This window comes from Caballeronia sp. GAFFF1, from assembly GCF_023630705.1.
In the GTDB taxonomy this organism is placed as follows: Bacteria; Pseudomonadota; Gammaproteobacteria; order Burkholderiales; family Burkholderiaceae; genus Caballeronia.
Genome location: NZ_JALQEM010000038.1, coordinates 66,997 through 91,225, shown reverse-complemented (window position 1 = coordinate 91,225; position 24,229 = coordinate 66,997). Strand labels below are relative to the sequence as shown.

General features: G+C 63.4%; 22 protein-coding genes. 14 read left to right on the top strand and 8 right to left on the bottom strand.

The window, feature by feature from the left end; all coding sequences use genetic code 11:
- Positions 1–511 precede the first annotated feature (511 nt).
- From NCR37_RS23810 to NCR37_RS23800, 3 genes are all read left to right on the top strand, one after another.
- Positions 512–1,723, top strand: coding sequence for a ParA family protein (locus tag NCR37_RS23810; RefSeq protein WP_250475271.1), 1,212 nt, complete (start codon positions 512–514; stop codon positions 1,721–1,723).
- Positions 1,720–2,697, top strand: coding sequence for a ParB/RepB/Spo0J family partition protein (locus NCR37_RS23805; protein WP_250475270.1), 978 nt, complete (start codon positions 1,720–1,722; stop codon positions 2,695–2,697). Before NCR37_RS23810 ends, NCR37_RS23805 begins: the two co-directional genes overlap by 4 nt.
- 1,575 nt (positions 2,698–4,272) lie before the next feature.
- Complete coding sequence (locus NCR37_RS23800) at positions 4,273–4,524, top strand: hypothetical protein (protein ID WP_250475269.1); 252 nt, start codon at positions 4,273–4,275, stop codon at positions 4,522–4,524.
- Positions 4,525–5,076: 552 nt separating this feature from the next.
- Here the strand turns inward: NCR37_RS23800 and NCR37_RS23795 are convergent.
- From NCR37_RS23795 to NCR37_RS23780, 4 genes are all read right to left on the bottom strand, one after another.
- On the bottom strand, positions 5,077–5,541 hold the full coding sequence (locus tag NCR37_RS23795; RefSeq protein WP_250475268.1) for a hypothetical protein: 465 nt from the start codon (positions 5,539–5,541) through the stop codon (positions 5,077–5,079).
- 209 nt (positions 5,542–5,750) lie between these two features.
- The gene (locus tag NCR37_RS23790; protein WP_250475267.1) at positions 5,751–6,818 is read right to left on the bottom strand and encodes a serine hydrolase domain-containing protein; all 1,068 of its coding nucleotides are present in this window, start codon (positions 6,816–6,818) and stop codon (positions 5,751–5,753) included.
- A gap of 30 nt (positions 6,819–6,848) precedes the next feature.
- Positions 6,849–8,138 (bottom strand): MFS transporter, encoded by a 1,290-nt coding sequence (locus tag NCR37_RS23785; protein ID WP_250475266.1) that lies wholly within the window; start codon positions 8,136–8,138, stop codon positions 6,849–6,851.
- Positions 8,131–9,576, bottom strand: coding sequence for a M20 family metallopeptidase (locus NCR37_RS23780; protein ID WP_250475265.1), 1,446 nt, complete (start codon positions 9,574–9,576; stop codon positions 8,131–8,133). Before NCR37_RS23780 ends, NCR37_RS23785 begins: the two co-directional genes overlap by 8 nt.
- 154 nt (positions 9,577–9,730) lie before the next feature.
- Here NCR37_RS23780 and NCR37_RS23775 point away from each other — a divergent pair, with 154 nt between their 5' ends.
- The 4 genes from NCR37_RS23775 (at position 9,731) to NCR37_RS23760 (ending at position 14,625) form a co-directional block, all read left to right on the top strand.
- A complete protein-coding gene (locus tag NCR37_RS23775; protein ID WP_250475264.1) occupies positions 9,731–10,657 on the top strand; it encodes a LysR family transcriptional regulator in 927 nt (308 codons plus the stop codon).
- A gap of 39 nt (positions 10,658–10,696) precedes the next feature.
- Positions 10,697–11,878: a Gfo/Idh/MocA family protein gene (locus NCR37_RS23770; RefSeq protein ID WP_250475263.1), complete on the top strand. Its 1,182-nt coding sequence runs from the start codon at positions 10,697–10,699 to the stop codon at positions 11,876–11,878.
- A 9-nt stretch (positions 11,879–11,887) separates the two neighbouring features.
- Positions 11,888–12,334 carry a DMT family transporter gene (locus NCR37_RS23765; RefSeq protein ID WP_250475262.1) on the top strand — a complete coding sequence of 149 codons (447 nt, stop codon included), beginning with the start codon at positions 11,888–11,890 and terminating at the stop codon, positions 12,332–12,334.
- Between the two features lie 116 nt (positions 12,335–12,450).
- Positions 12,451–14,625: a TonB-dependent siderophore receptor gene (locus NCR37_RS23760; RefSeq protein WP_250475261.1), complete on the top strand. Its 2,175-nt coding sequence runs from the start codon at positions 12,451–12,453 to the stop codon at positions 14,623–14,625.
- Positions 14,626–14,652: 27 nt separating this feature from the next.
- On the opposite strand, the gene NCR37_RS23755 is transcribed toward NCR37_RS23760, so the two are convergent.
- Positions 14,653–15,153 (bottom strand): Lrp/AsnC family transcriptional regulator, encoded by a 501-nt coding sequence (locus tag NCR37_RS23755; RefSeq protein ID WP_250475260.1) that lies wholly within the window; start codon positions 15,151–15,153, stop codon positions 14,653–14,655.
- 176 nt (positions 15,154–15,329) lie between these two features.
- Here NCR37_RS23755 and NCR37_RS23750 point away from each other — a divergent pair, with 176 nt between their 5' ends.
- The 6 genes from NCR37_RS23750 (at position 15,330) to NCR37_RS23725 (ending at position 20,733) form a co-directional block, all read left to right on the top strand.
- Positions 15,330–16,346 carry a 1-aminocyclopropane-1-carboxylate deaminase gene (locus NCR37_RS23750; protein ID WP_250475259.1) on the top strand — a complete coding sequence of 339 codons (1,017 nt, stop codon included), beginning with the start codon at positions 15,330–15,332 and terminating at the stop codon, positions 16,344–16,346.
- A gap of 86 nt (positions 16,347–16,432) precedes the next feature.
- Complete coding sequence (locus NCR37_RS23745) at positions 16,433–16,753, top strand: DUF1330 domain-containing protein (RefSeq protein WP_250475258.1); 321 nt, start codon at positions 16,433–16,435, stop codon at positions 16,751–16,753.
- Positions 16,754–16,875: 122 nt separating this feature from the next.
- A complete protein-coding gene (gene argG, locus NCR37_RS23740; protein ID WP_250475257.1) occupies positions 16,876–18,210 on the top strand; it encodes an argininosuccinate synthase in 1,335 nt (444 codons plus the stop codon).
- Positions 18,211–18,340: 130 nt separating this feature from the next.
- Positions 18,341–18,748: a hypothetical protein gene (locus NCR37_RS23735; RefSeq protein ID WP_250475320.1), complete on the top strand. Its 408-nt coding sequence runs from the start codon at positions 18,341–18,343 to the stop codon at positions 18,746–18,748.
- A 47-nt stretch (positions 18,749–18,795) separates the two neighbouring features.
- Complete coding sequence (locus tag NCR37_RS23730) at positions 18,796–19,125, top strand: DUF1932 domain-containing protein (protein WP_350029088.1); 330 nt, start codon at positions 18,796–18,798, stop codon at positions 19,123–19,125.
- Positions 19,126–19,287: 162 nt separating this feature from the next.
- On the top strand, positions 19,288–20,733 hold the full coding sequence (locus NCR37_RS23725) for an NAD-dependent succinate-semialdehyde dehydrogenase (RefSeq protein WP_250475256.1): 1,446 nt from the start codon (positions 19,288–19,290) through the stop codon (positions 20,731–20,733).
- 64 nt (positions 20,734–20,797) lie between these two features.
- Here the strand turns inward: NCR37_RS23725 and NCR37_RS23720 are convergent, their stop codons facing one another.
- Positions 20,798–21,727, bottom strand: a complete 930-nt coding sequence (locus NCR37_RS23720; protein ID WP_250475255.1) for a phosphatidate cytidylyltransferase — start codon at positions 21,725–21,727, stop codon at positions 20,798–20,800.
- A 3-nt stretch (positions 21,728–21,730) separates the two neighbouring features.
- Entirely contained in the window at positions 21,731–22,360 is a 630-nt protein-coding gene (locus NCR37_RS23715) for a lysophospholipid acyltransferase family protein (protein WP_250475254.1), read from the bottom strand.
- 204 nt (positions 22,361–22,564) lie between these two features.
- Between NCR37_RS23715 and NCR37_RS23710 the strand changes: the two genes are divergently transcribed.
- Positions 22,565–23,194 (top strand): CDP-alcohol phosphatidyltransferase family protein, encoded by a 630-nt coding sequence (locus tag NCR37_RS23710; RefSeq protein ID WP_250475253.1) that lies wholly within the window; start codon positions 22,565–22,567, stop codon positions 23,192–23,194.
- On the opposite strand, the gene NCR37_RS23705 is transcribed toward NCR37_RS23710, so the two are convergent.
- On the bottom strand, positions 23,187–24,161 hold the full coding sequence (locus NCR37_RS23705) for a glycosyltransferase family 2 protein (RefSeq protein ID WP_250475252.1): 975 nt from the start codon (positions 24,159–24,161) through the stop codon (positions 23,187–23,189). The genes NCR37_RS23710 and NCR37_RS23705 overlap by 8 nt on opposite strands.
- Positions 24,162–24,229 lie beyond the last annotated feature (68 nt).

Sequence of the window (24,229 nt, the reverse complement as noted above, 5' to 3'; positions counted from 1 at the left end):
GCCCCGCGGACGCGCGCACGGCCCAAATTCCACCCCAATGCGCACAGAAACCGTCTCAGGCCGCCCAGTTTGCAGCCGGGCCCGCACAAAAACCGCCCGGCTCTTCCCAAAAACCGTCTCTATTCACAAGGGTACGCATTGATTACAAAGGGTTTTCGCAGCTGTGTTTGTAGGTGTGTAGGTCTAGGTTTACAAAAAAACCGAACCAACCGGCGCTACACGACGGCCGATTGGCACTTCCTTTTGACCTAAGTGATTGATTTAACGAGGATTTGCTCGGACACAAAAACCACCCCCGAGGCGGTTTTTGTGCTGCGAGCGTTTCCGGTGCCACAAACTCGGTTGGAAAACACCGGCTCTTGGGTTGTGAGGTGCGCATCGTGAAAGCCGAAGTATCACGCTTTAGAGCCTTTTCGCGACAAGGAACTGCGAAATTTCGCCGCTTTGCAAGCCTGTTTACGCATATTCGTGTATTCTGCGCTTCAGCGTCAATACAGGGAGAAAGCGCAGAATGGCCAACGTAGGCAGCTTACCAATGGAAGATCGCAAGGTGTCGCTCCGGGAAGTCGCGGAGTTTGCGGACAACCTCGAACCGTTTTCGGACAACCTTCGCGAGCAGATTCTCGCGCCGCGCCCGCGCAAGACTGCGCCCTTCTACACCATCAGCGAGCTCGCCGAGATGTGCAATCTGACTCGCCAGCAGATTCAATATCTTGTGACTAAGGGCGAAGGCGGCCTGCCGAGCGGCACGCTCAACGGAAGCGGACGCAGCCGTACGTTCACGCTACCCGAGGTTCGTCTGTGGGTAAAGATGGCGTCCGATATCTATCAGACCCGGCTCGATGACGCGGACGGTACGTTCCGCGGCAAGGTGCTGACCACGGCTCAGTTGAAGGGTGGCTCGGCGAAGACTACGACAACGGTCTGCCTCGCACAAGCACTGACGCTGCTGGGGCGAAAAGTTCTGCTCATTGACCTTGATCCGCAAGCGTCGGCGTCTGAACTTTGTGGGCTGTATGCCGAGAAAGAAATCTCGGGAGACGACACGGTGCTTCCTTATATCTATGACCAGAACGTCGAGGGCGGGCTGGGGGCGAGTGTACAGTCGACTTACTGGGATGGCCTCGACATCATCCCCGGCCACACCTTTTTGTACGGAGCGGAGTTTCTTCTTCCCGCACGCCAGAAGACGATCCAGGGCTATCGGTTCTGGGCGGTGTTGCGGGAAGGCCTCGAGCCGCTGCGCGCGCAATACGACTACATCCTGATCGACACGTCGCCTTCGCTGTCGTACATGAACCTCAACGCGTTGCTGGCCGCCGACGCGCTCGTCATGCCGATGATTCCCGAGAATCTGGACTTCATCAGCTCGTTGGCATTCTGGCGGCTTTTTTCCGATGTCGCTGAGGACTTCCTGCCCTATGAGGAAGACAAGGTGTACGACTTCATTTCGATCCTGCTGTCGAAGGTCGATTACGGTAAGACTTCGTCTGCGCCGGTGGTCCGCCAATGGGCGCAAAGCGCATATGGACGCTGGCTTGATCCGTTCGAGATTCCGGCAAGTTCCGTGATGAGTGGCGGTGCGTTGTCATTCTCGACTGCGCTGGATGTCGTCAGCACGCACTCGACGGCGAAGTCGCTGCAACGGGTTCGGCAGCCAATGATGCAGTATGCGAAGTGGCTCGACGATATGTTCGTTAAATCCTGGAAGGAGGCGGCGTGAGTAACAACATCAGAGAACAACTCATGGCCAAGACGGCCAACCTTCCGAAGCCGGCCGACTTCAAAGGCGAGGCGAAGAAGGATCGCAACGCCCGCGGTCCGCAGACGATGCCGGGTATTACGAGCGCACTTGCGGCGGCGCAGCTTCGGATTCAAGAGTTGGAATCGAAGGGTGTCGAGACGGAGATTCCGCTAGACGCCATCGTGCCGAATCCGTGGCAGCCGCGTCGTCAGTTCAACGAGGCCAAGCTGTCTGAGCTGGCTCGATCTATCGATGAAGTCGGATTGTTACAGGCGGTCACCGTCCGCCGAATCGGAGAGTCGTTCCAGTTGGTAGCCGGTGAGCGTCGGCTGCGCGCGCAGAAGCTCATCAACAAGGAGACGATACGGGCAGTCGTAATCGATTGCTCAGATCAGGATATGGCGGCGCTCGCGTTGATGGAGAACGTGACGCGCGACGATTTATCCGATTACGAGATCGCTATTGCAATCAGGCGTGCGGAAGCGGAGTTCCCTAACCGGACCCGATTGGCCGAGGCGATGGGAATCTCGCGCAGTGATCTTTACCGATTCTTGGCTTTCGACGCGCTTCCTGATTTCGTAAAGCGCGATCTGGATTTGACGCCTTCTGTGTTGGGGGCGTCGTCGGCGCAGGACGTTGCCAATGCTCTGAAAAAGTCCGGAGAACCGGGACTAAAGGCGCTGCAGGAACTGTGGCCTCAGGTCTTGTCAGGCGACCTCGTGCAAACGAAGCTTGCCGCTAGTTTGGGCGCGCATGTTAGTCGCGGCGGTGCGACTACAGATGCTGGAGGGCGTAGCATCCTGAAGATATTCGCCGGGAAGGTGCAGGCCGGAAGTATCACGAAGGACGTTAAAGGCTTGACTTTCAAGTTCAAAGCAGGCGTGGTGACGGAGGAGCAGGAGAACCAACTCAGAGAGCATATTGGGAAGATGTTCTCTATCAGGTCTGAATGAATCGATTGGCCCGCTATGCGGGCTTTTTTTTGCCTGTGCCGCGTAGTGTTGGTTGCCTCGTTTTCAAGTGGCCTAGGCCGTACGCGCCGAGTTTATCGGTGTCGCGAGATCGCAATCGCGGCGATCTCCTTTCCGTCCAGCGACTAGTCGGTTTGTGTCCGAATTCGGACATTCTGAACGACGAATGCCGACGCGATGGTATTCCATCATTCGTCGCTGCCCAAGTGGGGCGCACGTCACGGGTCGGAAGCCCTCGCCCGACTGAAGGCGCAACAGGGACGGCGTCCCCCTCATTCGCGTTGCGCGCACCCGCGCCTAGCGCCCGGGAACCTGCTGCCTTTCGCAACCCAAGTGGTTGGACCCGAGGTTCGGTACCCTGAGTCTTAGTGTCCGGTAAAGTCTTGGTGCGCAGCGCTGACCCACCCCTGCCAGACGTCAATCGGCAGTTCCACGTGGGAGGCGACAATCGCGTGGGCCGGCGCGCCGAGTTTCGAGACAGGCTCGAGATCGGTGCTCCGCGATGCGATGCAGCCAACTGCCGCGTAGCGGGTACGCTGTCAGCGGCAATCATTTCAACCGCCTCGTCGGCGATCTTCCGACATGAAAGCCATGATGTGTCCGAATTCGGACACTGTCCGAATCGGCTAAAAGCCGCCCAAGGAGCTTCTGTCAGCCGCTCGTGAACTGCGGAGAGACTCAGTCTGCACGCCACCGCGAGGTGCCTTCTTAAGGCGTTCCCTTTGTCAAAGCTTATTTCGTCCGAGACGGACGCGTAGCCACTTCTTCGCTCGGAATATCAGCGAACCGTCGCGGTGACCGTCCTTCTTCGAGCTTCCCCGCCGCGCCCACCGACAGCGCGGCGTTTCATCGCGTATGCAGGGCTCTCCCGACGCTGTGGCGGTAAGAACATCGTTCTACAGCTGAGACGGGGGAATCGTCCAATAATTCAACAAGACGGTGCTTCGCGGCCACTCCACGTTTGGGCGACCGTTACTGGATGTGCCGCATTGTTCACTGTCCTACGCAAGGTTCGCGAGAGTCACCCTTAACACTCCCTCAGACGAGCAGAGCGCTGGCAAAAAGGCGCTTCCCAACGGTAGCAAGACGGATGGTGAGTCGAACGTTTTGAATGATCAGTCGGGTGCCGCCGTCGCGTACCGCTCGGACGTCGGCCGAGACATAGGTCTATCGGAAGCGCGCCGGAGATCAGGAGACGTAGTCATGCCCGGCGACCCGTACCGGGCGATGTCAGCCTTCAGAGCGACCCATCGGCGCGAACGAAGCGGCTCAGTTCCTAGTACAAGTTGGCGCTGCGGCGAGGCGCACGCAGTGCGCCGGTGATGCCGCGCACGTCCCCGTGCGGCCAGACCGCTGTTGCCGTCATCGAGGCGGAATCTAACGGCTAACTTGGAACTCTAGAAACGAGTGGCGTTCACGGCTTGCCGCGTCGTAAGAGCCCCGTCTGCGTAACCCCAAGCGTTTCAGTGTTCGATGGCTCATCGGGCGAACGAGCCAACCGGGGCGTCGTAGAGGTCGCGTCGTAGAGGTGGCGTCGTAGAGGTGGCGGGTGTAGAGGTGGCAGGCGTAGAGGCGGCGGGCATAGAGGCGGCGGGCGTAGAGGCGGCGGGCGTAGAGGCGGCGGGCGTAGAGGCGGCGGGCGTAGAGGTGGCGCGCGTAGAGGTAGCGGGCGTAGAGGTAGCGGGCGTAGAGGTGGCGGGCAGAGAGGTGGCGGGCAGAAAGGTGGCGGGCAGAAAGGTGGCGGCGCAGAGGGGGCCGCGCAGAGGTGGCGGCGCAGAGGTGGCGGACTTTCTCTTGGCCGGAAGTTGAGCCTCGGGGTCAAGCAGTCCGTGGATCAAGCCGGCGCGACTCCCCCATTCGCGCTGGCGTGGGGGCCGGCGCGGCAACATGGCAACGTTGTTCCGCATCTCGTCGTTCCAACCCCCCGGTAAGGCTCATGAGGTATTACAGCGATGCGAGCGCCAAGCGCGGCAGAGGCACTGCCGTGAGTATTCAACGCCGGTTGCAGTTGCATCGCCGCATACGGCGCTGACTTCATGTGCGTCGTGACGGCATGACAGCCAAGAACGAGCTATATGCAAGCCCTTCGGTAGAAGGCACAACCGAGCTATCACCATCCGTGGAACACAACGAGACCGCGGATTGCCGCGAAAAACATATGAAAATCAATATGTTGCATTGAGTTCCTGAATTTGTTTCACGCCTCAAGCTCGCCGGGCGGATAGCCGCGGCCCGCCGGAAGCCGCCACGTCAACAAATTCACGCCTCTTCCCATCCAACCCGCCGCTTCGTAACAAACGATACATTATCGTCCCTGAGGCGCCCGCCGCTAACCGACCGCTAGCGCCCGAGCCCTCGCCCTCAAGCCCGCTTCTTCTTCGATCCCTGGTACGGCTCTCCTGCCTTGAATCGCTCGAGCCGGTCGCTAGCCGCAGTCAGCGCCCCTAGTGTCGCGCGTTTCAGTTGATGATCGTAGAGCGACACAATCGCCGCCAACCGATCGACTTCATCGGCGCGAATGCTCCAGGAGCCGCATTCGCGCCCGCCGTCGAACATGCGCGCAATCGTTTGATCGGCGTCGACGAGGGCTTCGTCCGGGAAACTGCCGTGCCCTGCGTCCGCGAGAAACTTCGCGAGCAGCATGACCTCGGCGATGTGTTGAGCCGGCGCGATATCCGGCGATCCCGCGCGCAGCGTCTCCAGCGCGAGATGGGCGTGAAGGGCGAGTTCATCTGCTACGCCGCGAGCGATGGGCAGCAGTTGAGCTTTCGAGAGCCGCGTGTGCGTCGCGTGAGTCGGGCGGCGAAATGGAAGAGTGGAGGACATGCGTCGGTCGTTGGTTGGCTTGCTCTTGTTAACGAACAGCCGAGGCCGTTCTTGAGGGCTCCGACGTACTGGCGCGACATCAACATAACGCAACTAACGGTCTTTTCACGCCACGTCAACCCGAACGGCAGCGAATCGACGAACGGAAACCGCAGGGCGGGGCAACGGTCGCTAGAGAGTCCCTCACTAACGACCCGCCCGCCGCTCACTCAGACCTGTACTGCGCCGCGCGTCCTCGTCAACGCATCAAACATCAACCCAAAGAACTCTGCTGCGTACGCCGAGTCGAGCCATCGCACGATCAACGCGATCCGCGAGACGGGCTCGATCCACATGAACGAACTTCCCGCGCCGATGCCGAAGTAGCTCGTCTCGGGCACCCTCGGAAACATCTTCCGCCCGGTGTTGAGCCAAACAAGGTAGCCATAGAACGACGCAAGCGGGCAGGGCGTGCGCATCCGCGCGATCCACTCCGATGAAAGCACGCGCATTCCATCACGGACGCCGCCATCCAGGAGCATCTGCGCGATCTTCAATTGGTCGTTCGCGCTGATCGACATCCCGCCGCCCCAGTGCGTGCCGCCCGGCACGGACTGCATGCGCTTGCCGTCGATTTCGACCCACGCGTGGTCATAGCCTGCCCAGTTCCAGTTGTCGCTCAAGCCCAGCGGCCGCGCGATGGCATTACGGAAGACCTCCGGCAGCGGCTCCCGGAACAGATGCAGCAGTGCGAGCGAAAGCTGATTGATGCGAACGTCGTTGTATTCCCAATACGTGCCTGGCGTGCGCAACGGCCGCAGCTCGCCTTTCTTGCCCGCAGGCGGCTCGCCGAACGTGACCGCGCGGTAGTGGTCGGCCTGATCCGAAAGCCCGAAGCACTCGCCCTGCCATTCGCTGGTTTGCTGAAGCAGATGCGTCCACGTGATCGGCGCGTTATGCGGATCGTCGAAGCCGATGCCCGGCACACGCACGCGCACCGCTTCGTCCGGGTCCGGCAGCAAGCCGCGATCATGCGCCACGCCCGCGAGCAGCGCGAGATACGTCTTCGCGATGCTGAAGGTCAGGTCCGCGCGGTCCGGCTCGCCCCACGTCGTGATCACGCGGCCATCGACGGCAAGCGCCCCCGACACCGGCCCGCGATCATGCACCGGCCCGAGCAGCCGATTCCACGGCGGCGGATCGTTGACGTGCACGCCCCAGTTGCCGTGCACTTGCCGATCCCAGGTCGATTCGTGATCGACGGAAAACTGGATCGCACGCTGCAATGCTTCATTCATGTGAGAACTTCCTGGCTGAATTCGAAACGTTCAACGCACGTCCAGGCGCTTTCGCGCCCACACCAGCGTGAAGAGACTCACGACTGCCGCGATCATCAGATACAGTCCCGGCGCGAGATTGTTATGCGTCAACGCGATGAGCGACGCCACCGCCAGCGGCGTGAAGCCGCCGAACACCGTGGTGCCGATGTTGTAGCCGAACGCCATGCCGGTCGTGCGCGTCGCCGTCGGAAAAAGCTCGGACATGAGCGCGGGAATCGGCGCGAAGTACGTCGCCTTGAGGAGCGCGACCCAGATTACGGCAGCGAGCAGCGTCGGCAGCGACGGATGCGCGTTCATGAACATGAACGCCGGATAGACGGTCAGGAAAAAGATCACACCGGTAATCAGCATGATGCGCGTGCGCCCGTACTTGTCGGAGAGATGCCCGACCACCGGCACGAGCACCATCATGATGAAACCGGCCGTCAAGGTCGCGATGAAGCCGGAGGAGGGCGCGAGTCCCAGCTGCCGCGCGGCGTACGTCGGCATGTAGAGCAGCATGTAGTTGGCGGTCGTCGTCAGCACGAGCGATCCGATCGACACGAGCAGGCGCTCCTTCTGCGTCGCGAGCAGTTCGCGCACGGGCGACGCGACTTTCTCCGCGTGCTCGAACTCGGGCGTTTCGTCCATGCGTCGCCGGATATAGAGCCCGATCGGTCCGATCAGCACGCCGAACAGAAACGGAATGCGCCAGCCCCAGCCTTCGAGCTGCGCGGGCGTCAGAGAGCCCGTCAGCACCGCGCCGAAGAGCGACGCGAGCAACGTGCTCGCGCCCTGACTGGAAAACTGCCAGCTCGACATGAAGCCGCTGCGCTCGGGCGCGTGTTCGACGAGAAACGCCGTCGAGCTGCCGAACTCGCCGCCCGCGGAGAAGCCCTGCAACAGCCGCGAGACGAAGATCAGCACCGGCGCGGCGACCCCGATGGTCGCGTAGGTCGGCATCAGCGCGACCATGGCGGTGCCGAGCGTCATCATCGCGATGGAGAGCGTGAGCGATGCCTTGCGTCCGCGGCGGTCGCTGTACGACCCGAGCACGAGCGCGCCGACCGGCCGCGCCAGATACGAGAGCGCGAACGTGCCGAGCGTGAGCAAGAGCGAGACGGTGTGATCCTGCGTCGGGAAAAAGAGCTTCGACAAGGTCCCGGCGAAATAGCCGTACACGACGAGATCGTAGAACTCGAGCGCGTTGCCTATCGATGTCGCGACGATCAGTCGTGCGATGCTGCGCTCCTTGCCCTGCGCTTTGGGCGACGTCGAAATGGTGGCCGAATCACTCATGGCGAAGCCCTCCGTTCGTCTTGCGCGGCAGATGGTCGGCGGGATTGCCGCTGGCGCCATCGCCTTCGCGCGTGCCGAGATCCCAGAAAAGGCCCGCCATGATGCGCAACCCTTCGCTCGCGACCGACCCGAGCAAGTGCTCGTCCGGCGCATGTTGCGAGCAGCCGGGATACGAATGCGGTACCCACAGCGTCGGCATGCCGAGCACATCGGCGAAGACGTCGTTCGGAAGCGTGCCGCCGAGATTCGGCAACAGCACGGGTCGCGTGCCCGTCGTTTGCGTGAGCGAGCGCAGCGCCCACTTGACCCACGGATTGTCCGGATCCACGCGCGTCGCGGGCATGCCGCGCTCCACTTCGACATCGACCATCGGGAAGCCGTGCGCATTAAGGTGATCGCGCACGATCTGCTGCAAATTGCGCCAGTCCGTGCCGACCACGAAGCGGATCTGCATATGCGCGAACGCGGTCGCGGGAATCGCGTTCACCGGCTTGTCGGGATTGCCGGTGCGGAAGGCCAGCACTTCGATGTTGTTCCAGCCGAACACGCGCTCGGCGGGCGTGAGGCCCGGCTCGCCGTAATCCGTGTCCACTTCCGGTTCGCCCGGATTGCCGCCGACGGTGATGTCCGCGAGCGCGCGAACCACCGAATCCGGAATCGGCGGCGGACGCAAGCCTTCGATCAGAATCTTGCCGTTCTCGTCGACCATCGTGGCGATCGCGTTGGCGAGCACGATGCCCGGATTACGCAGCAGCCCGCCCCAGTTGCCCGAGTGATGCGCGCCGTCGCGCAGCTTCACGTCGAGCCGGAAATTGATCACGCCCCGCGAGCCTAGAAACATGGTCGGGCGGTCGGCGGCGAGGCGCGGTCCGTCGGAGGCGATCAGCACGTCGGCGGCGAGTTCGTCGCGCAACTGCTCGCAAATGGCGGAAAGGCCGGGCGAGCCGACTTCCTCGCCGGTCTCGAAGAGCAGCTTCAGATTGAAACCGAGCTTGCCGCCGCGCGCGTCGAGCACCGCCTTCAACGCGGCGAGGTTGATGCTGTGTTGCCCTTTGTTGTCGGCGGTGCCGCGGCCGTACCAGCGGTCGCCGTCGACCGTCACGCTCCACGGCGACAAGCCTTCGCGCCACTGCGCGTCGTAGCCGCGCACCACATCGCCGTGGCCGTAGGTCAGCACCGTCGGCAGGGCGTCGCCTTCATGGCGATGCGCGACCAGGAACGGTCCGGCGCCAGCCGCAGGATTTTGGACCACCCGGCAGCGGAAGCCCCATGCCGTGAGCGTCGGCGTCAGTTCTTCGGTGAGATAAGCCATGAGCCGCGCGGCGCTGTCGGCCTCCTGGCTTTCGGTGCGATACGCGACGCGCCGCTGCAAGTCGTCGAGAAAAGCGCCGGATTGAAAGTAGCGGTCGGCAATCTGAGTGGCGGTGTCGCGGGTCACGTCGGTCTCCGTCGAAGCTGAAAAGGCAGCCGTAGCCGCCGACCAATTCATGCTGACCTCGCCGATATTTCTGGACAATTACAATATTTCTCAGGAACCTTTGCCTTTTCGGCAAAGCGCGCGCTTTGACTTTGGACGCGAGAACGGACGGCGCATGGACCAGACGGCTTTACGCTATTTCCTCGAAGTGGCCCGCAGCGGATCGCTCAGCAAGGCGTCCGAGCGGCTCTTCGTCGCGGTGTCCGCGCTCAGCCGGCAAATCGCGAAAATCGAGGAGCAAATGGGCACGCCGCTTTTCGAGCGACGCCCGCGCGGCATGGTGCTGACCGAAGCCGGCCGCCTGCTCGCCAGTCACGCGCGTCGCAGTCAACTGGAAGACGAGCGCGTGGTCGACGAGATTCGCGGACTGAGCGCAAGCGGCCGCGCGACGATTCGCATCGCGGCATCCGAAGGCGTGGCGCCCGACTTTCTGCCGCAAGCATTCGCGCATTTCCTGACGACGCATTCGCGCGCGCACTTTCAGCTCGACGTCTCCGCGCCGTCCATCGCGACGCAGCGCGTGCGCGACGGCTCGCACGACATCGCCGTGTGCTTCAGCATGGCACCCGAGCAGGACGTGCACGTGCATTACGCGCAGCGCGCGCCGGTCTATGCGCTGATGCGGCGCGACCATCCGCTTGCATCGCGCGAATCGGTGTCGCTCGCGGACCTGCACGCATGGCCGCTTGCGATGCATAGCCAGGGCGTGACGCTTCGACAACTCTTCGACATCGCGTGCAGTCTCGAAGGACTCGTGTTCGAGCCGGTCTTCGTCGGCAATTACCACATGGCGTTGCAAAGCTTCGTGCGGCTCACGGACGCCATCACGCTCACCGGCTATCTCACGGTGCGCAGCCGTCTTGGCGCGGAGGGCTTCGCCGCCGTGCCGATTTCGAATCCCGAGCTGCATCAACGCACGCTGCAAATACAGACGATGGCAGGGCGCACGCTGCCTCAGCCAGTCGCGGCATTCGTCGCTCTGCTGAAGGACGCGATCGAAGACCCGGCGATCATCGACAGGAATAGCCGTTGCTCTAGCTGATGCCAACGCCACACGGCATTGCGACTCACGGAGCACATCATGTCAGGCTTGCCATCGACCGGGCAGGACAAACCCGAGACACGCCCGCCCTTCGTCGGCGCTTCGGAACGGCGCTCGCCCGTCGAGCCGCCGCCGCTTCCGCCTGACCGCAAGGTGGGCTTTGCCATCGTCGGCCTCGGCCGTCTGAGTCTCGATTCGATATTGCCCGCGCTGGCTTCATCGAAGCTCGCGCGCCTCGCAGCCGTGATGACCGGCGACAAGGCAAAGGGCGAACGCGTGGCGCGGCAATACGGTGCGCCTGCCGAAGCGGTGTACGGTTATGACGAATGGGCGCGCCTCGGCGCCAACGAGAACGTGCAGGCGGTCTATATCGTGACGCCCAACGGCTTGCACCGCGAACAGGTGGTCGCGGCGGCGGGCACCGGCAAGCATGTGCTGTGCGAGAAGCCGTTGAGCAATACATCGGCTGAAGCGGAAGAGATGATTCGCGCATGCGCGGATGCAGGCGTGATGCTGATGGTCGCGTACCGCTTGCAGTATGAGCCGCATAATCGCGAGGCCGCGCGGCTGGCGAGATCGAAAACATTCGGAGAACTGAAGATCATCGAAGCGCATAACGGTCAGGTGCAGGGCGAGGCCGACCAATGGCGGCACGACAAGCGACTCGCGGGCGGCGGATCGTTGCCGGACATCGGTCTCTACTGCCTGAACTTCGCGCGATTCGTGACCGGCGAAGAGCCGGTCGAAGTGTCGGCCTGGGCCTGGAGCACGCCGGGCGACGCCCGCTTCGCGGAGGTCGAAGAGAACATTTCGTGGCAGATGCGCTTTCCGTCGGGCGTCGTCGCGCGTTGCTCGGCCGCTTACGATGCACACGAATCGCGCGTCGCACGCCTTCACTTCCAGCGCGGGACGGCGGTGCTCGATCCTGCGTTCGCGTACAAGGGCCTGCGCTTGTCGGTGCAGCATCGCTCGCCGGAACGCGAGGACGTCGAGGTACGCGAAGAGCGCGTGCTCGAAGACGCGAACCAGTTCGGCGCGGAGATCGATCACATGGCCGAATGCATCCTCACCGGCAGAAAGCCCGCGACGCCCGGCGAAGAGGGCTTGCAGGATCAACGGATCATGGAAGCGATCTATCGCTCGGCGGCGGAAAATCGCCCGGTGCAGCTTCCTGCCGTCGCCGAGCGGGACGCGTTCCGCGACGCCCGGCTCACTGTCTGAGGCGACATCATGCAATGGCTACTGGCGGTCTTCGCGGTACTGGCGGGCATCTCGAACCCGCTGCAATCGGGCAGCAACTCGGCGCTGCTCAAGGGCCTGCACGAGCCGATCGTGTCCGCGTTGATCGTCTATCTGATCGGCGCGGCGTGTCTTGCCGTATGCGTGCCGTTCTTCGGCTTCGGCGTGCGGCCCGCGTTCTCGCGTCTCGGCAGCGTGCCGTGGTGGGCGTACATCGGCGGCATCTGCAACGCGCTCTTTCTGATGTGCTCGCTTCTCATCACGCGAAAGCTCGGATCGGCCACCTTCACGACCATCGTCGTCATTTCCGCTGTCGTGACCTCGATCGCGCTCGACCACTTCGGGCTGATGGGTTTCGAAGTGCGCGAGGCCAGCGCGTTGCGTCTGCTCGGCGCCGGCCTGGCTGTCGCGGGCGTCGTCCTCATCGCGGTCTTCTGACTGCCAGCCTCCCGCCCGCGTCGCCGGCAGCTTTACAAACGTAAAGCCAGCGGGCACAATCCGCCGTTGAATAATAATGATTCGCATTTAAAACCACGACGGCTACGAGATTAAGCATGAATCCACGCAAGACCAGCCGGTTCGCCCTGCGACCGCTGAGAACGGCCGCGCTGCTTCTGTTCATGGCGAGCGCATGCGTCAACGCGCAATCGGTCGACGCCGACGCCGCACCAGCGGAAAGCACGCTGCCCGCAGTGAAGGTGACGGCGCAAAGCGATCAGGACGCGCCTTACGGGCCGACGAACGGCTACGTCGCGAAGTCCAGTTCGACGGCGCTCAAGTCCGGCACGCCGATCATCGAGACGCCGCAGTCGGTTTCCGTCGTCACGCGGGATCAGATGGATCAGCAGAATGCGCAGACGCTGAATGCCGCGGTGCGCTACGTGTCGGGCGTGACCCCGGAAACGCGCGGCGCCATTGCAACGCGCTACGACCTGCTGAAGGTGCGCGGCTTCGACGCCGACACGTACTGGAACGGGCTCAAGCTCATCGGTAACGGCTGGTATGCGATACCGCAACTCGACCCGTATCTGATGGATCGCGTCGAAGTCCTGAAAGGGCCGGTGTCCGTGCTGTACGGGCAAGCCGCGGCGGGCGGGCTGCTCAACATGGAAAGCAAGCTGCCGACTGTCGAGCCGCTGCACGAAGTGGGCGTCGAAGTCGGCAACTACGGCCACGTCCAGGGCAAGTTCGATCTGTCCGGGCCGATCGCCGGCGACGACCGCTATCTCTTTCGCGTGACCGGCATCGGACGCAAGGAAGACGGACAAGTGGCCATGACGAAAAACGAGCGCATTGCGATTGCGCCGTCGTTCACCTGGCGCCCGGACAACAAGACGTCGCTCACGCTGTTCGGCCTTTATCAGCACGATCCGCGCAGTTCTTCTTACGGCAGCGTGCCGCCGCAAGGGACCGTGCTCTATAACCCGAACGGCAAGCTGCCGAGCAATTTCTACGACGGCGATCCGAGCTTCGAGAGCTTCAATCGCGTGCAGGAATCCGTCGGCTACAAGTTCGACCGACGCCTGACCAACGCGTGGACGTTCCGCGCGAACGGCCGTTACATGCACCTCGCGCAGGACTACAAAAGTGTCTACGCGAGCGCGCTGGAAGCCGATCTGCGCACGCTGGATCGCGGCACCGCCTATTCGCAGGACAATCTGAATACGGTCGCGCTGGACAATCAACTCGAAGGCAACTTCTCGACCGGGCCGATCGACCACACGTTGCTCGTCGGCTTCGATTACCAGCACTACGCGACGAACTTCGTCTCCGGCTTCGGCACGGCGCCTTCCATCGACATGTTCGCGCCCGTGTACAACCAGACGATTGCGGTGCCCGAGTTGTCGAAGCAGGTGTTGAGCGGCACGCAATACGGCGTGTATGCGCAGGATCAGGCGCGTTTCGGCAACGCGATCCTCACGCTCGGCGGGCGCGAAGACTGGATCAACAGCAAGACGCGCAACGAAACGTTCGGCACGTCGTCGAGCCAGTCCGACCGCGCGTTCACGGGCCGCGCCGGTTTGACGTACGTATTCAACAACGGCATTGCGCCGTATGTGAGCTATACGGAGTCGTTCACGCCGCAAGTGGGCACCGACATCAACGGCCGCGCGTTCGACCCCGAGCGTGGGCATCAATACGAAGTGGGCGTGAAGTATCAGCCGAAGGGCTACGACGCGCTGTTCACGGCGGCTTTATTCGATTTGACGCGCGAAAACTTGCTGACCGTCGATGCCACGAACCCGAACTTCCAGTCGCAAACCGGCGAAGCCCGCTCGCGCGGCGTCGAACTGGAAGCGAAGGTCAGTCTCACGGATTCGTTGAACGTGACGGGCAGCTATACGTATTTGAATACCGTCTACACGAAAGACAACGGCGGCCTGCAAGGCAAGCATCTGCCGGCCGTGCCGCAGAATCAGGCGTCGTTGTGGGCGTATTACACGATCAATCGCGGGCCGCTGGCGGGCCTTTCGCTCGGCGCGGGCGGGCGATACACCGGCACGACGTACAGCACCCAGAACGACTTCAAGGTGCAGAGCTTCTTTCTGGTCGATGCCACGCTGCGCTATGACCTCGGCCGCGCAGCAGCGCAGCTGAAGGGCGCGGAGTTGTATGTCAATGCGCAGAATCTCTTCGACAAAGAGTATGTGGCGTCGTGCTACTACGGAAGCTGGTGCGCGTTCGGCTACGGGCGGCAAGTGTTCGCGGGCATGAACTATCGCTGGTAACGCGTGCCCGCGTTGCGCCTCGGCGCGTCAGATGGGGAATGCTGTCGTCGAAAGAATCTCGCGCAGAACGACGAATGTCCGTATCTGCCGGACCCCCGGCAGATACAGCAGCTTCTCCGCGTGCAGCCGGTTGAAGCTGTCGCTGTCGCGCGTGCGAATCAGCATGAAGAAATCGAACTCGCCGGTCACGACGTGACATTCCATGCACCCCGGCACCTTCTGCGCGGCTTTTTCGAAATCCGTGAAGGACTCGGGCGTCGAGCGATCGAGCACGACGCCGATCAGCACGAGCATGCCCGCATCCAGCGCCTTCGGGTTCAATAGCGCGACGGTGCCGCGAATCAGCCCGGCTTCGCGCAGCCGCTCGACGCGCCGCAGGCACGCGGGCGGGCTCAGGTGAACCTTGGCGGCAAGCGCGACATTGGATATGGACGCATCGCGCTGAAGCTGACGCAGGATCGCGCGATCGACGCGATCGATCTCGATGCCCGATGCTGGCGGCTCTCGCCGTGGTGTGATTTTCTTCATTGCGTGCGTGCGCTCTTGGAAGAAATAAAAGTTCGCTCGACCGAGCCGACAAGCGGCTACGTTAGGCCAAAGCGAATTTCTTCGCAACGCCGGCATCCCGCAGATTGACTACGATTTCTGTCAGGCGTCGCGGATCACGCGCGGCAGCCCGACCTTAATTGCACAGGATGCCGACCATGAACCTGCAACGTTTCCCCCGCTATAAGCTCACTTTCGGGCCGACGCCCATTCAGCCGCTCAAGCGCCTGAGCGCGCATCTCGGCGGCAAAGTCGAGCTGTATGCGAAGCGCGAGGACTGCAACAGCGGTCTTGCGTTCGGCGGCAACAAGACGCGCAAGCTCGAATATCTGATTCCCGAGGCGCTCGAACAAGGCTGCGACACGCTCGTGTCCATCGGCGGCATTCAGTCGAACCAGACGCGTCAGGTCGCCGCCGTTGCCGCGCATCTCGGCATGAAGTGCATGCTCGTGCAGGAAAACTGGGTCAACTACTCGGACGCCGTCTACGACCGCGTCGGCAATATCCAGTTGTCGCGCATGATGGGCGCGGACGTGCGCCTCGTGCCCGACGGCTTCGATATCGGCATTCGCAAAAGCTGGCAGGACGCGATGGACAGCGTGCGCGCGGCGGGCGGCAAACCGTTCCCGATACCGGCGGGCTGCTCCGAGCATCCGCTGGGCGGGCTGGGTTTCGTCGGCTTCGCGGAGGAAGTGCGGCAGCAGGAAGCCGAACTCGGCTTCAAGTTCGACTACATCGTGGTGTGCTCAGTGACGGGCAGCACGCAGGCGGGCATGGTCGTCGGTTTCGCGGCGGATGGCCGGGCGCGGCGCGTGATCGGCATCGACGCGTCCGCGAAGCCGCAGCAGACGCACGAGCAGATCACGCGCATTGCGAAGCACACGGCGGCGCTCGTCGATCTCGGCCAGGACATCACGCGCGACGACGTGATTCTCGACACGCGCTTCGGCGGCCCCGAATACGGCCTGCCGAACGAAGGCACGCTCGACGCCATTCGCCTGTGCGCGCGGCTGGAAGGCGTGCTGACCGATCCCGTCTACGAAGGCAAGTCCATGGACGGCATGATCCAGATGGTGCGCAACGGCGAGTTCCCGAAAGGGTCGAAGGTGCTGTACGCCCATCTCGGCGGCGTACCCGCGCTCAATGCCTACAGCTACCTGTTCCGCAACGGCTGACTCGCTTTACCTCGCACGTAATCGACGCAACGCGCGCGGGCCGGCAAGATCGGCGGCATCCTCACACAGAAGAAGGGAGCCGCGAAATGACTGCTTACGCCGTTGGGCATCTGCATGAAGTCGACACGTGCGCGGATATCGTCGCGTATCTGGAGCAAATCGACGCCACGCTCGCGCCGTTCGGCGGGCGTTTCATCATTCACGGCGGCCCGTGCGACGTGCGCGAGGGCGCGTGGCACGGCGATCTCGTCGTGATTGCGTTTCCGGATTCATCGGCCGCGCGGGGCTGGTACGAGTCCGACGCGTATCGGCGCATTCTGCCGCTGCGCACCCGCCACGCGCGCGGTGCTGTCTTTCTGATCGACGGCGTCGATCCGGCGCACAAGGCGACGGACATCCTGCACTAGCGGCGGCTCGCGGCGAACGACCGTCTACACGCGCGGTTTTGGCGCAAACTTGTCATATCACCGGTCATGGTTGATACTGCCCAGTTGCACCTTTCCCGTACGTCGACTTAACGGTTTCGCTAATGAGCACAATTCTTGAAAGCCTTCCGACTGGGCAAAAAGTCGGTATCGCGTTCTCAGGCGGCCTCGACACCAGCGCCGCGCTGCACTGGATGCGCCTGAAGGGCGCGGTGCCGTACGCCTACACGGCCAACCTCGGCCAGCCCGACGAAGACGACTACGACTCGATTCCCCGCCGCGCCACGCAATATGGCGCCCAAGGCGCGCGCCTGATCGACTGCCGCGCGCAACTGGTCGCGGAAGGCATCGCCGCGCTGCAATGCGGCGCGTTCCATATTTCGACGGCGGGCGTCACCTACTTCAACACGACGCCGCTCGGCCGCGCCGTGACCGGCACCATGCTCGTCGCCGCGATGAAGGAAGACGGCGTCAACATCTGGGGCGACGGCAGCACGTACAAGGGCAATGACATCGAGCGTTTCTATCGCTACGGCCTGCTCGTGAATCCGGACCTGAAGATCTACAAGCCGTGGCTCGACCAGACGTTCATCGACGAACTCGGCGGCCGCGCGGAAATGTCGGAATTCATGCGCCAGTCGGGTTTCGAATACAAGATGTCGGCGGAAAAGGCATATTCGACGGATTCGAACCTGCTCGGCGCCACGCACGAAGCCAAGGACCTCGAAAGCCTCGAATCGGGCATCAAGATCGTGAATCCGATCATGGGCGTCGCGTTCTGGCGCGACGACGTGAAGATCGACAAGGAAGAAGTGACGATCCGCTTCGAGGAAGGCCGCCCGGTCGCCCTGAACGGCACGACGTTCACCGACGCGGTGGAGCTGCTGCTGGAAGCGAACCGCATCGGCGGGCGTCACGGCCTCGGCATGAGCGATCAGATCGAGAACCGCATCATCGAGGCGAAGAGCCGCGGCATCTATGAAGCGCCGGGGCTCGCGCTGCTTCATATCGCGTATGAACGCCTCGTGACCGGCATTCATAACGAAGACACCATCGAGCAGTACCGCGAGAACGGCCGCCGCCTCGGGCGCTTGCTGTATCAGGGCCGCTGGTTCGATTCGCAGGCCATCATGCTGCGCGAAACCGCGCAACGCTGGGTCGCGCGCGCGATCACCGGCGAAGTGACGCTCGAACTGCGCCGCGGCAACGACTACTCGATTCTCAGCACCAAGTCGCCGAATCTGACGTATCAGCCGGAACGCCTGTCGATGGAGAAGGTGGCGTCCACCTTCTCGCCGCGCGACCGCATCGGCCAATTGACGATGCGCAATCTCGACATCACCGATACGCGTGACAAACTGCGCATCTACGCGCAAGTCGGACTGCTCACGCCGGGCGAGGCGTCAGCGCTGCCGCAGATCAAGGGCGACGAGGCCTAAGGCCACGCGTTCGGTCGCCGGATGAGCGCTGCGAGCGCGCGCTCATCCGCGTATCCTGTGGGTCTCGTCACCGATCCGCAAGGAGCCGCACTTGACTCGTTTGACCATTGCGCTGCTCGGCGCGGGCAGCATGGGATCGGCGGTCGGCCGGGCGCTGTCCGCCTCGGGCGCGCGCGTCCTCACGACGCTCGAAGGCCGCAGCGCCGCGAGCGCCGCTCGTGCAAAAGACGCAGGCATGCAGGACGCGAGCCTCGCCGAACTGGCCGCGTGCGATTTCATTCTTTCCATCGTGCCGCCGGCCGTCGCGGTGCAAACCGCCGAACGTCTCGCGCCGCGCTCACGCAGGCGGCGCGCAAAGCCGTCTTTGTCGACTGCAACGCCATCAGCCCCGATACCGCCGCGACCATCGCCCGAACGGTCGATGCCACCGGCGCGCCGTTCGTCGATGCCGCGATCATCGGGCCGCCGTCGGCGCCGAAGTTCTATCTTTCCGGACCGCACGCCGCGCGCGCAGCCGTGCTCGGCGACGCGGGCCTGAACGTGCGCGCGCTCGACGGCCCGGTCGGCGCAGCCTCCGCGCTCAAGATGTCGTACGCGGGCATCACGAAAGGGCTGACGGCGATCGGCTCGGCCATGTCGCTTGCCGCCATGCGCAACGGCGCGGGAGAGGCGCTCTTCGCCGAGTTGCGCGAAAGCCAGCCGGAGCTTGCCGCGTGGCTTGGCGGTAACGTGCCGCGCATGCCGCCAAAGGCGTATCGCTGGGTCGCGGAGATGGAAGAGATCGCCGCGTTCATCGGCGATGCGTATCCGGAGCATCGCATTTACGAAGGCGCGGCGGGCCTCTACGCGCGGCTCGCAAACGACAAAGCCGCGGCCGACGCGCTCATCGACTTCTTCGGCAAGCGCGGGAAGTGATGGGCGACCCATGCACGCCGGCGATTTAATCCGTATCCTTTTCTTTTCGACGACGATGCAGCGCGGCGCATGCGCCGAAGCGCCGCGGCGGCAATCGTCGTGCAATAGACGCCGCGCCGGAAACGCACCGGCGCGGACCATCTTTCCAGCAAGAGGTGCTCAATGACTGCAGGTACGTATCAGAACACGCGTCTTTATATCAACGGCGAATGGTGCGACGCGCAGGGCGGCGCCACGCTCGACGTGGTGAACCCGGCCACCGGCGAGAAAATCGGCACCGTCGCGCGCGCCGGCATTCCGGATCTGGATCGCGCCGTGGCCGCCGCGCAAGCGGGCTTCGCGACGTGGCGGAAGATGAGCGCGCTCGAACGCGCCTCGCTCATGCGCAAGGCCGCCGCGCTCGTGCGCGAACGCGCCGACAGCATCGCGCGCCTGATGACGATGGAGCAGGGCAAGCCGCTCGCCGAAGCGCGCATCGAGGTAAATTCGGCGGCGGATATCATCGAATGGTTCGCGGACGAAGGGCGCCGCGTCTACGGCCGGATCGTGCCGCCGCGCAACGTCAACGCGCAGCAGACGGTCGTGAAAGAGCCGGTCGGGCCGGTCGCCGCGTTCACGCCGTGGAACTTCCCGGTCAATCAGGTGGTGCGCAAGCTGTCGGCCGCGCTGACGACGGGTTGCTCGTTCATCGTGAAGGCGCCGGAAGAGACGCCGGCATCGCCCGCCGAACTCATCCGCGCGTTCGCCGACGCGGGCGTGCCCAACGGCGTGCTCGGACTCGTGTTCGGCGATCCGCCGGAAATCTCGAAGTATCTGATCGCGCATCCGGTGATCCGCAAGGTGACGTTCACCGGCTCGACCGCTGTCGGCAAGCAGCTTGCCGCGCTCGCCGGCCAGCACATGAAGCGCGCGACGATGGAACTCGGCGGCCACGCTCCCGTGATCGTCGCGGAAGATGCCGATGTCGAGCGCGCCGTGAAGGCGTCGGGCGCGGCCAAGTTCCGCAACGCGGGTCAGGTCTGCATCTCGCCGACGCGTTTTCTGGTTCACAACAGCCTGCGCGACGACTTCGCGAAGGCGCTCGTCAGGCATGCGGAGAGCCTGTCGGTCGGCGACGGCCTCGCCGAAGGAACGACGCTCGGGCCGCTCGCCAACGCGCGGCGCATCACGGCAATGGCGAGCGTCGTCGAAAACGCGCGTCAGGCAGGCGCGAAGATCGCGACGGGCGGCGAGCGCATCGGCTCGGCCGGCAACTTCTTCGCGCCGACCGTGCTGACCGACGTGCCGCTCGAAGCCGACGTGTTCAACAACGAGCCGTTCGGCCCGGTCGCGGCCATTCGCGGCTTCGATTCGCTGGAGGACGCCATCGCCGAGGCGAACCGGCTGCCGTACGGCCTGGCCGGCTACGCGTTCACGCGCTCGTTCAAGAACGTGCACTTGCTCACGAACCAGCTCGAAGTGGGCATGTTGTGGATCAACCAGCCCGCAACGCCGTGGCCGGAAATGCCGTTCGGCGGCGTGAAGGATTCGGGCTACGGCTCGGAAGGCGGACCCGAGGCGCTGGAGCCGTACCTCGTGTCGAAGTCGGTGACGGTGATGGCGGTCTGACCTCCGCGCGTCGCTTTCATTGACGGCTGGCGGCCCCGCGAGGGGCCGCTTTTTTTTGCGCCGCTCAAACGTAGAGGTATCGGACGAGATGAAAGAACACCGGCGCCGCGAAGCAGACGGAATCCACGCGATCCAGCATGCCGCCGTGTCCCGCGATCATCACGCCCCAGTCCTTCGCGCCGAGCGAGCGTTTGACCGCCGACAGCACGAGCCCGCCGACGAAGCCCGCGAGCACGATCGCGAGCGACATGAGAAACGCCGCGCCGAATCCGAACGGCGTCACGCGATACAGCGCCGCGCCGCACAGGGTCGCGAGCAAACCGCCGCCGACGAAACCTTCCACCGTTTTCGAAGGCGACAGCACAGGCGCAATTTTGCGCCGCCCGAAGAGCTTGCCGACGACATACTGCAACACATCGCTGATCTGCACGACGAGCAGGAAGTAGAACAACAGCAGCGCGTTCTGCCCGCGATAACCGGGAATATCGAGCGTCAGCAGCGCGGGCGCGTGACTCAGCCCGTACACGCACACCATCAGCGCCCAGTTGATGCGCGCGTTGCGGCTCAGGAACTCGCGCGTGTCCTGCGTGAGCGCGGAGACGAGCGACATTGCGAAGAAGAGATGCACCGGCACGAAGATCGAATACATGCCGTACCAGTCGATGCCGAGCAGCACGTATTGCACCGGCACCGCGACAAAGAACGCGACGAAAAGCGTGGTGTGATCGCTCGCGGTGGTCGGCGTGAGCGTGATGAATTCGCGCAGCGCGAGATACGAAAGCAGCGCGAAGACGACGAACGTGGCCTTGTCGCCGAGACCGATGGCGACCACCATCACCGCGATCATGCCCCACCATGCACGAATGCGCTGGTTCAAATTGACGATGGTCGCGCTCGCGCCCTTCGCGCGCGCGCCGAGCAGCGCGCCGATCAGCGAGGCGAAGGTCAGCGCGCCCACGACGCCCGCGACCAGATTCCAGAATGAAGTCGGCATAGGTTAATTTCGATGTGCTGATTGAAAGAGCGCGATCACGGTGTCGCGCATTCGGACGAGAAACGGCGCTTTCTCTTCGCCGTCGCGTAGTGTTTCGGCCGCGCCGACGTGCACCTTGCAGATAAGCGGAATCGGCCAGATAGCGCCTTTCGGCATGATTCGCTGAAGGTTCTCCAGATAGACGGGCGTCAGCGCCACCTTCGGGAACTCGCTAGCCAGATGAAAGAGCCCGCTCCTGAACGCTTGCGGCAGCGCGTCGGCACCGCGTGTGCCTTCCGGGAAAATGATGATCGAGTGGCCGTGCGCGAGCGCGTCGCGCACCGGATCGAGCGGATCGCCTTCCGTCTCGCGGCGGCGGTCGATCAATACGGCGTTGAGCAGATTGCGCGCGATATGTCGCTTGATGCGCCCGCTGTCCCAGTAATCCCGTGCGGCGACGGGCCGCACGGCATCGCGCAGTTCGCGTGGCAGCGCGGCGAGAATCGCGAGGGTGTCGATATGGCTCGTGTGGTTGGAGAAATAGAGCTTCTGCGTGGCGGTCGGGGCGGCGCAATGCCATACCGGATACGCGCCCGCAATGAGCCGCACGAGCGCGAGCAGCAGGTCGCGCTGCCAGATGTGCATGAGTTTCATCGGGTAAGAGTGCGAAGGTGATTGTCGGGCCGCTATTCCTTTCACATTCGCCGTTCGCTTGCAATGCGCAGTGACGAGATTTGGCAGATATCGGCGATGCTGTGACAAAGCTGCCCAATTGTTGAGCTTCGGCATCCTTAACGTTTGACGCGTGCGGAAAGGGCCGCGATAGTAGCGCCTCTTTTCCGACATGTCACCCGCCTCATGAGCCTTTACGCACTCAAACCCCGCTTTCAGAATCTCTTGCGTCCGCTGACCGACTGGCTCTTTCGCCACGGCGTGACCGCCAATCAGGTGACGTTGACCGCGGCGGGCGGATCGATCGCGGTGGGCGGCATTGCGGGGTTCGGCTCGCCGCGCCCTACCCTGTTCGCGCTGATTCCGCTCTGGCTGTTCATCCGCATGGCGCTCAATGCGATCGACGGCATGCTGGCGCGCGAGCACGGCCAGAAGAGCGCGCTCGGCGCGTACCTGAACGAACTGGGCGATGTCGTCTCCGACGTCGCGCTCACGCTGCCGTTTCTCGCGGTGAAGGCCTTCTGCGCGGCCGACGTCTGGCTCTTCGCGCTCTTGGCGGTGATCGTGGAATGCGCGGGGCTCGCCGGGCCGCTCGCGGGCGCGAGCCGGCGTTATGACGGCCCGTTCGGCAAGAGCGACCGCGCCTTCGTGCTCGGCGCGTTCGCGCTTTGGGTCGGCGCGGGCGGCACAGTCGGCACAGTCGGCGCGGGACTGTGGCGCGCGTTCATCGTCTTGTCGCTCGTGACGGCGATCCGGCGCGTGCGGGCGGGCGTCGCGCAGGCGAATCGCGCGCGCATGGGAAGCGATGTCAGTTGAAGCGGCGCACGAAGCGATAGAAGATTCGCGGATGGATCTTCAGAAGACACATGGCGACGGATAACTTCGGGCGCTTGTCCGCGTAGATCTTGCCGACATGCGTGAAGCGCAGCTTGCTCGCCACGCTGTCGAGTATCGGGGCGGCCGTCGCGTAATCGGGCGCGAGGCGCGCGGCTTCGAACGCGATGTTCCGGTACGCATACACGTACTTGAGCCGGAAAAAGAGCTTGCTGCCATTGTCGATGGGCAGCCCGCGCGTTTTGCGCTCGACGCGGTCCATGATCTCGAACAGGTCCACGATGCGCGGATTGAAGCGGACGGAGATGCCGTTGCCGCGCTTCACGTAGAAGTACAGCTCATCGGGAATCAGCCGCACCACATTCGCACGCGAGAGCGCCTGCACGCACACGAGAATGTCCTCGTAGATGAGCCCGGCGGGATGCTCGACCGATGCGAACAGCTCGCGCCGGAACAGTTTGTTCCAGCAATACGCCTGCAAGCTCAGGTCCATGATGCGCGCAACGGCCTGAAGCCCGGTGATGATCTCGTCGCCGGTCTTGATGCGATACACCTCGCGGCCTTGCGGGTCGATGCACTTCGCCGCGAAGATCACCACGTCCGCGCCATGCTGGTCGGCTTCGCGGCACGCGACCTCGACGACATTCGGCGCGACGAGGTCGTCGCTATCCACGCACAGCACGTACTCGCCGCTCGCGTGAGTCACAGCGATGCGCCGCGCCTCGGCGAGGCCGACGTTCTTCTCGTTTCTCACCAGCTTCCACGGAATGAAGCTTTGCGCCTCCAGCAGTGCGCGCGCGATTTCGCCGGAGCGGTCGGGACTGCAATCGTCCACGGCGATGATTTCGAAGTCGGTGCGCGTCTGCGCGAGAATCGAGCGGAGGCAGTCAGCGACGCAGCCTTCCACGTCGTACATCGGAAACAGAATGCTGACTTTCGGTGCAGACATGCAGGCTCTCCACGTTGGGGGCGGGGAAGGGGGCGGTATTGAGCGCGGTCGGAACGCCGCCTCGCCAT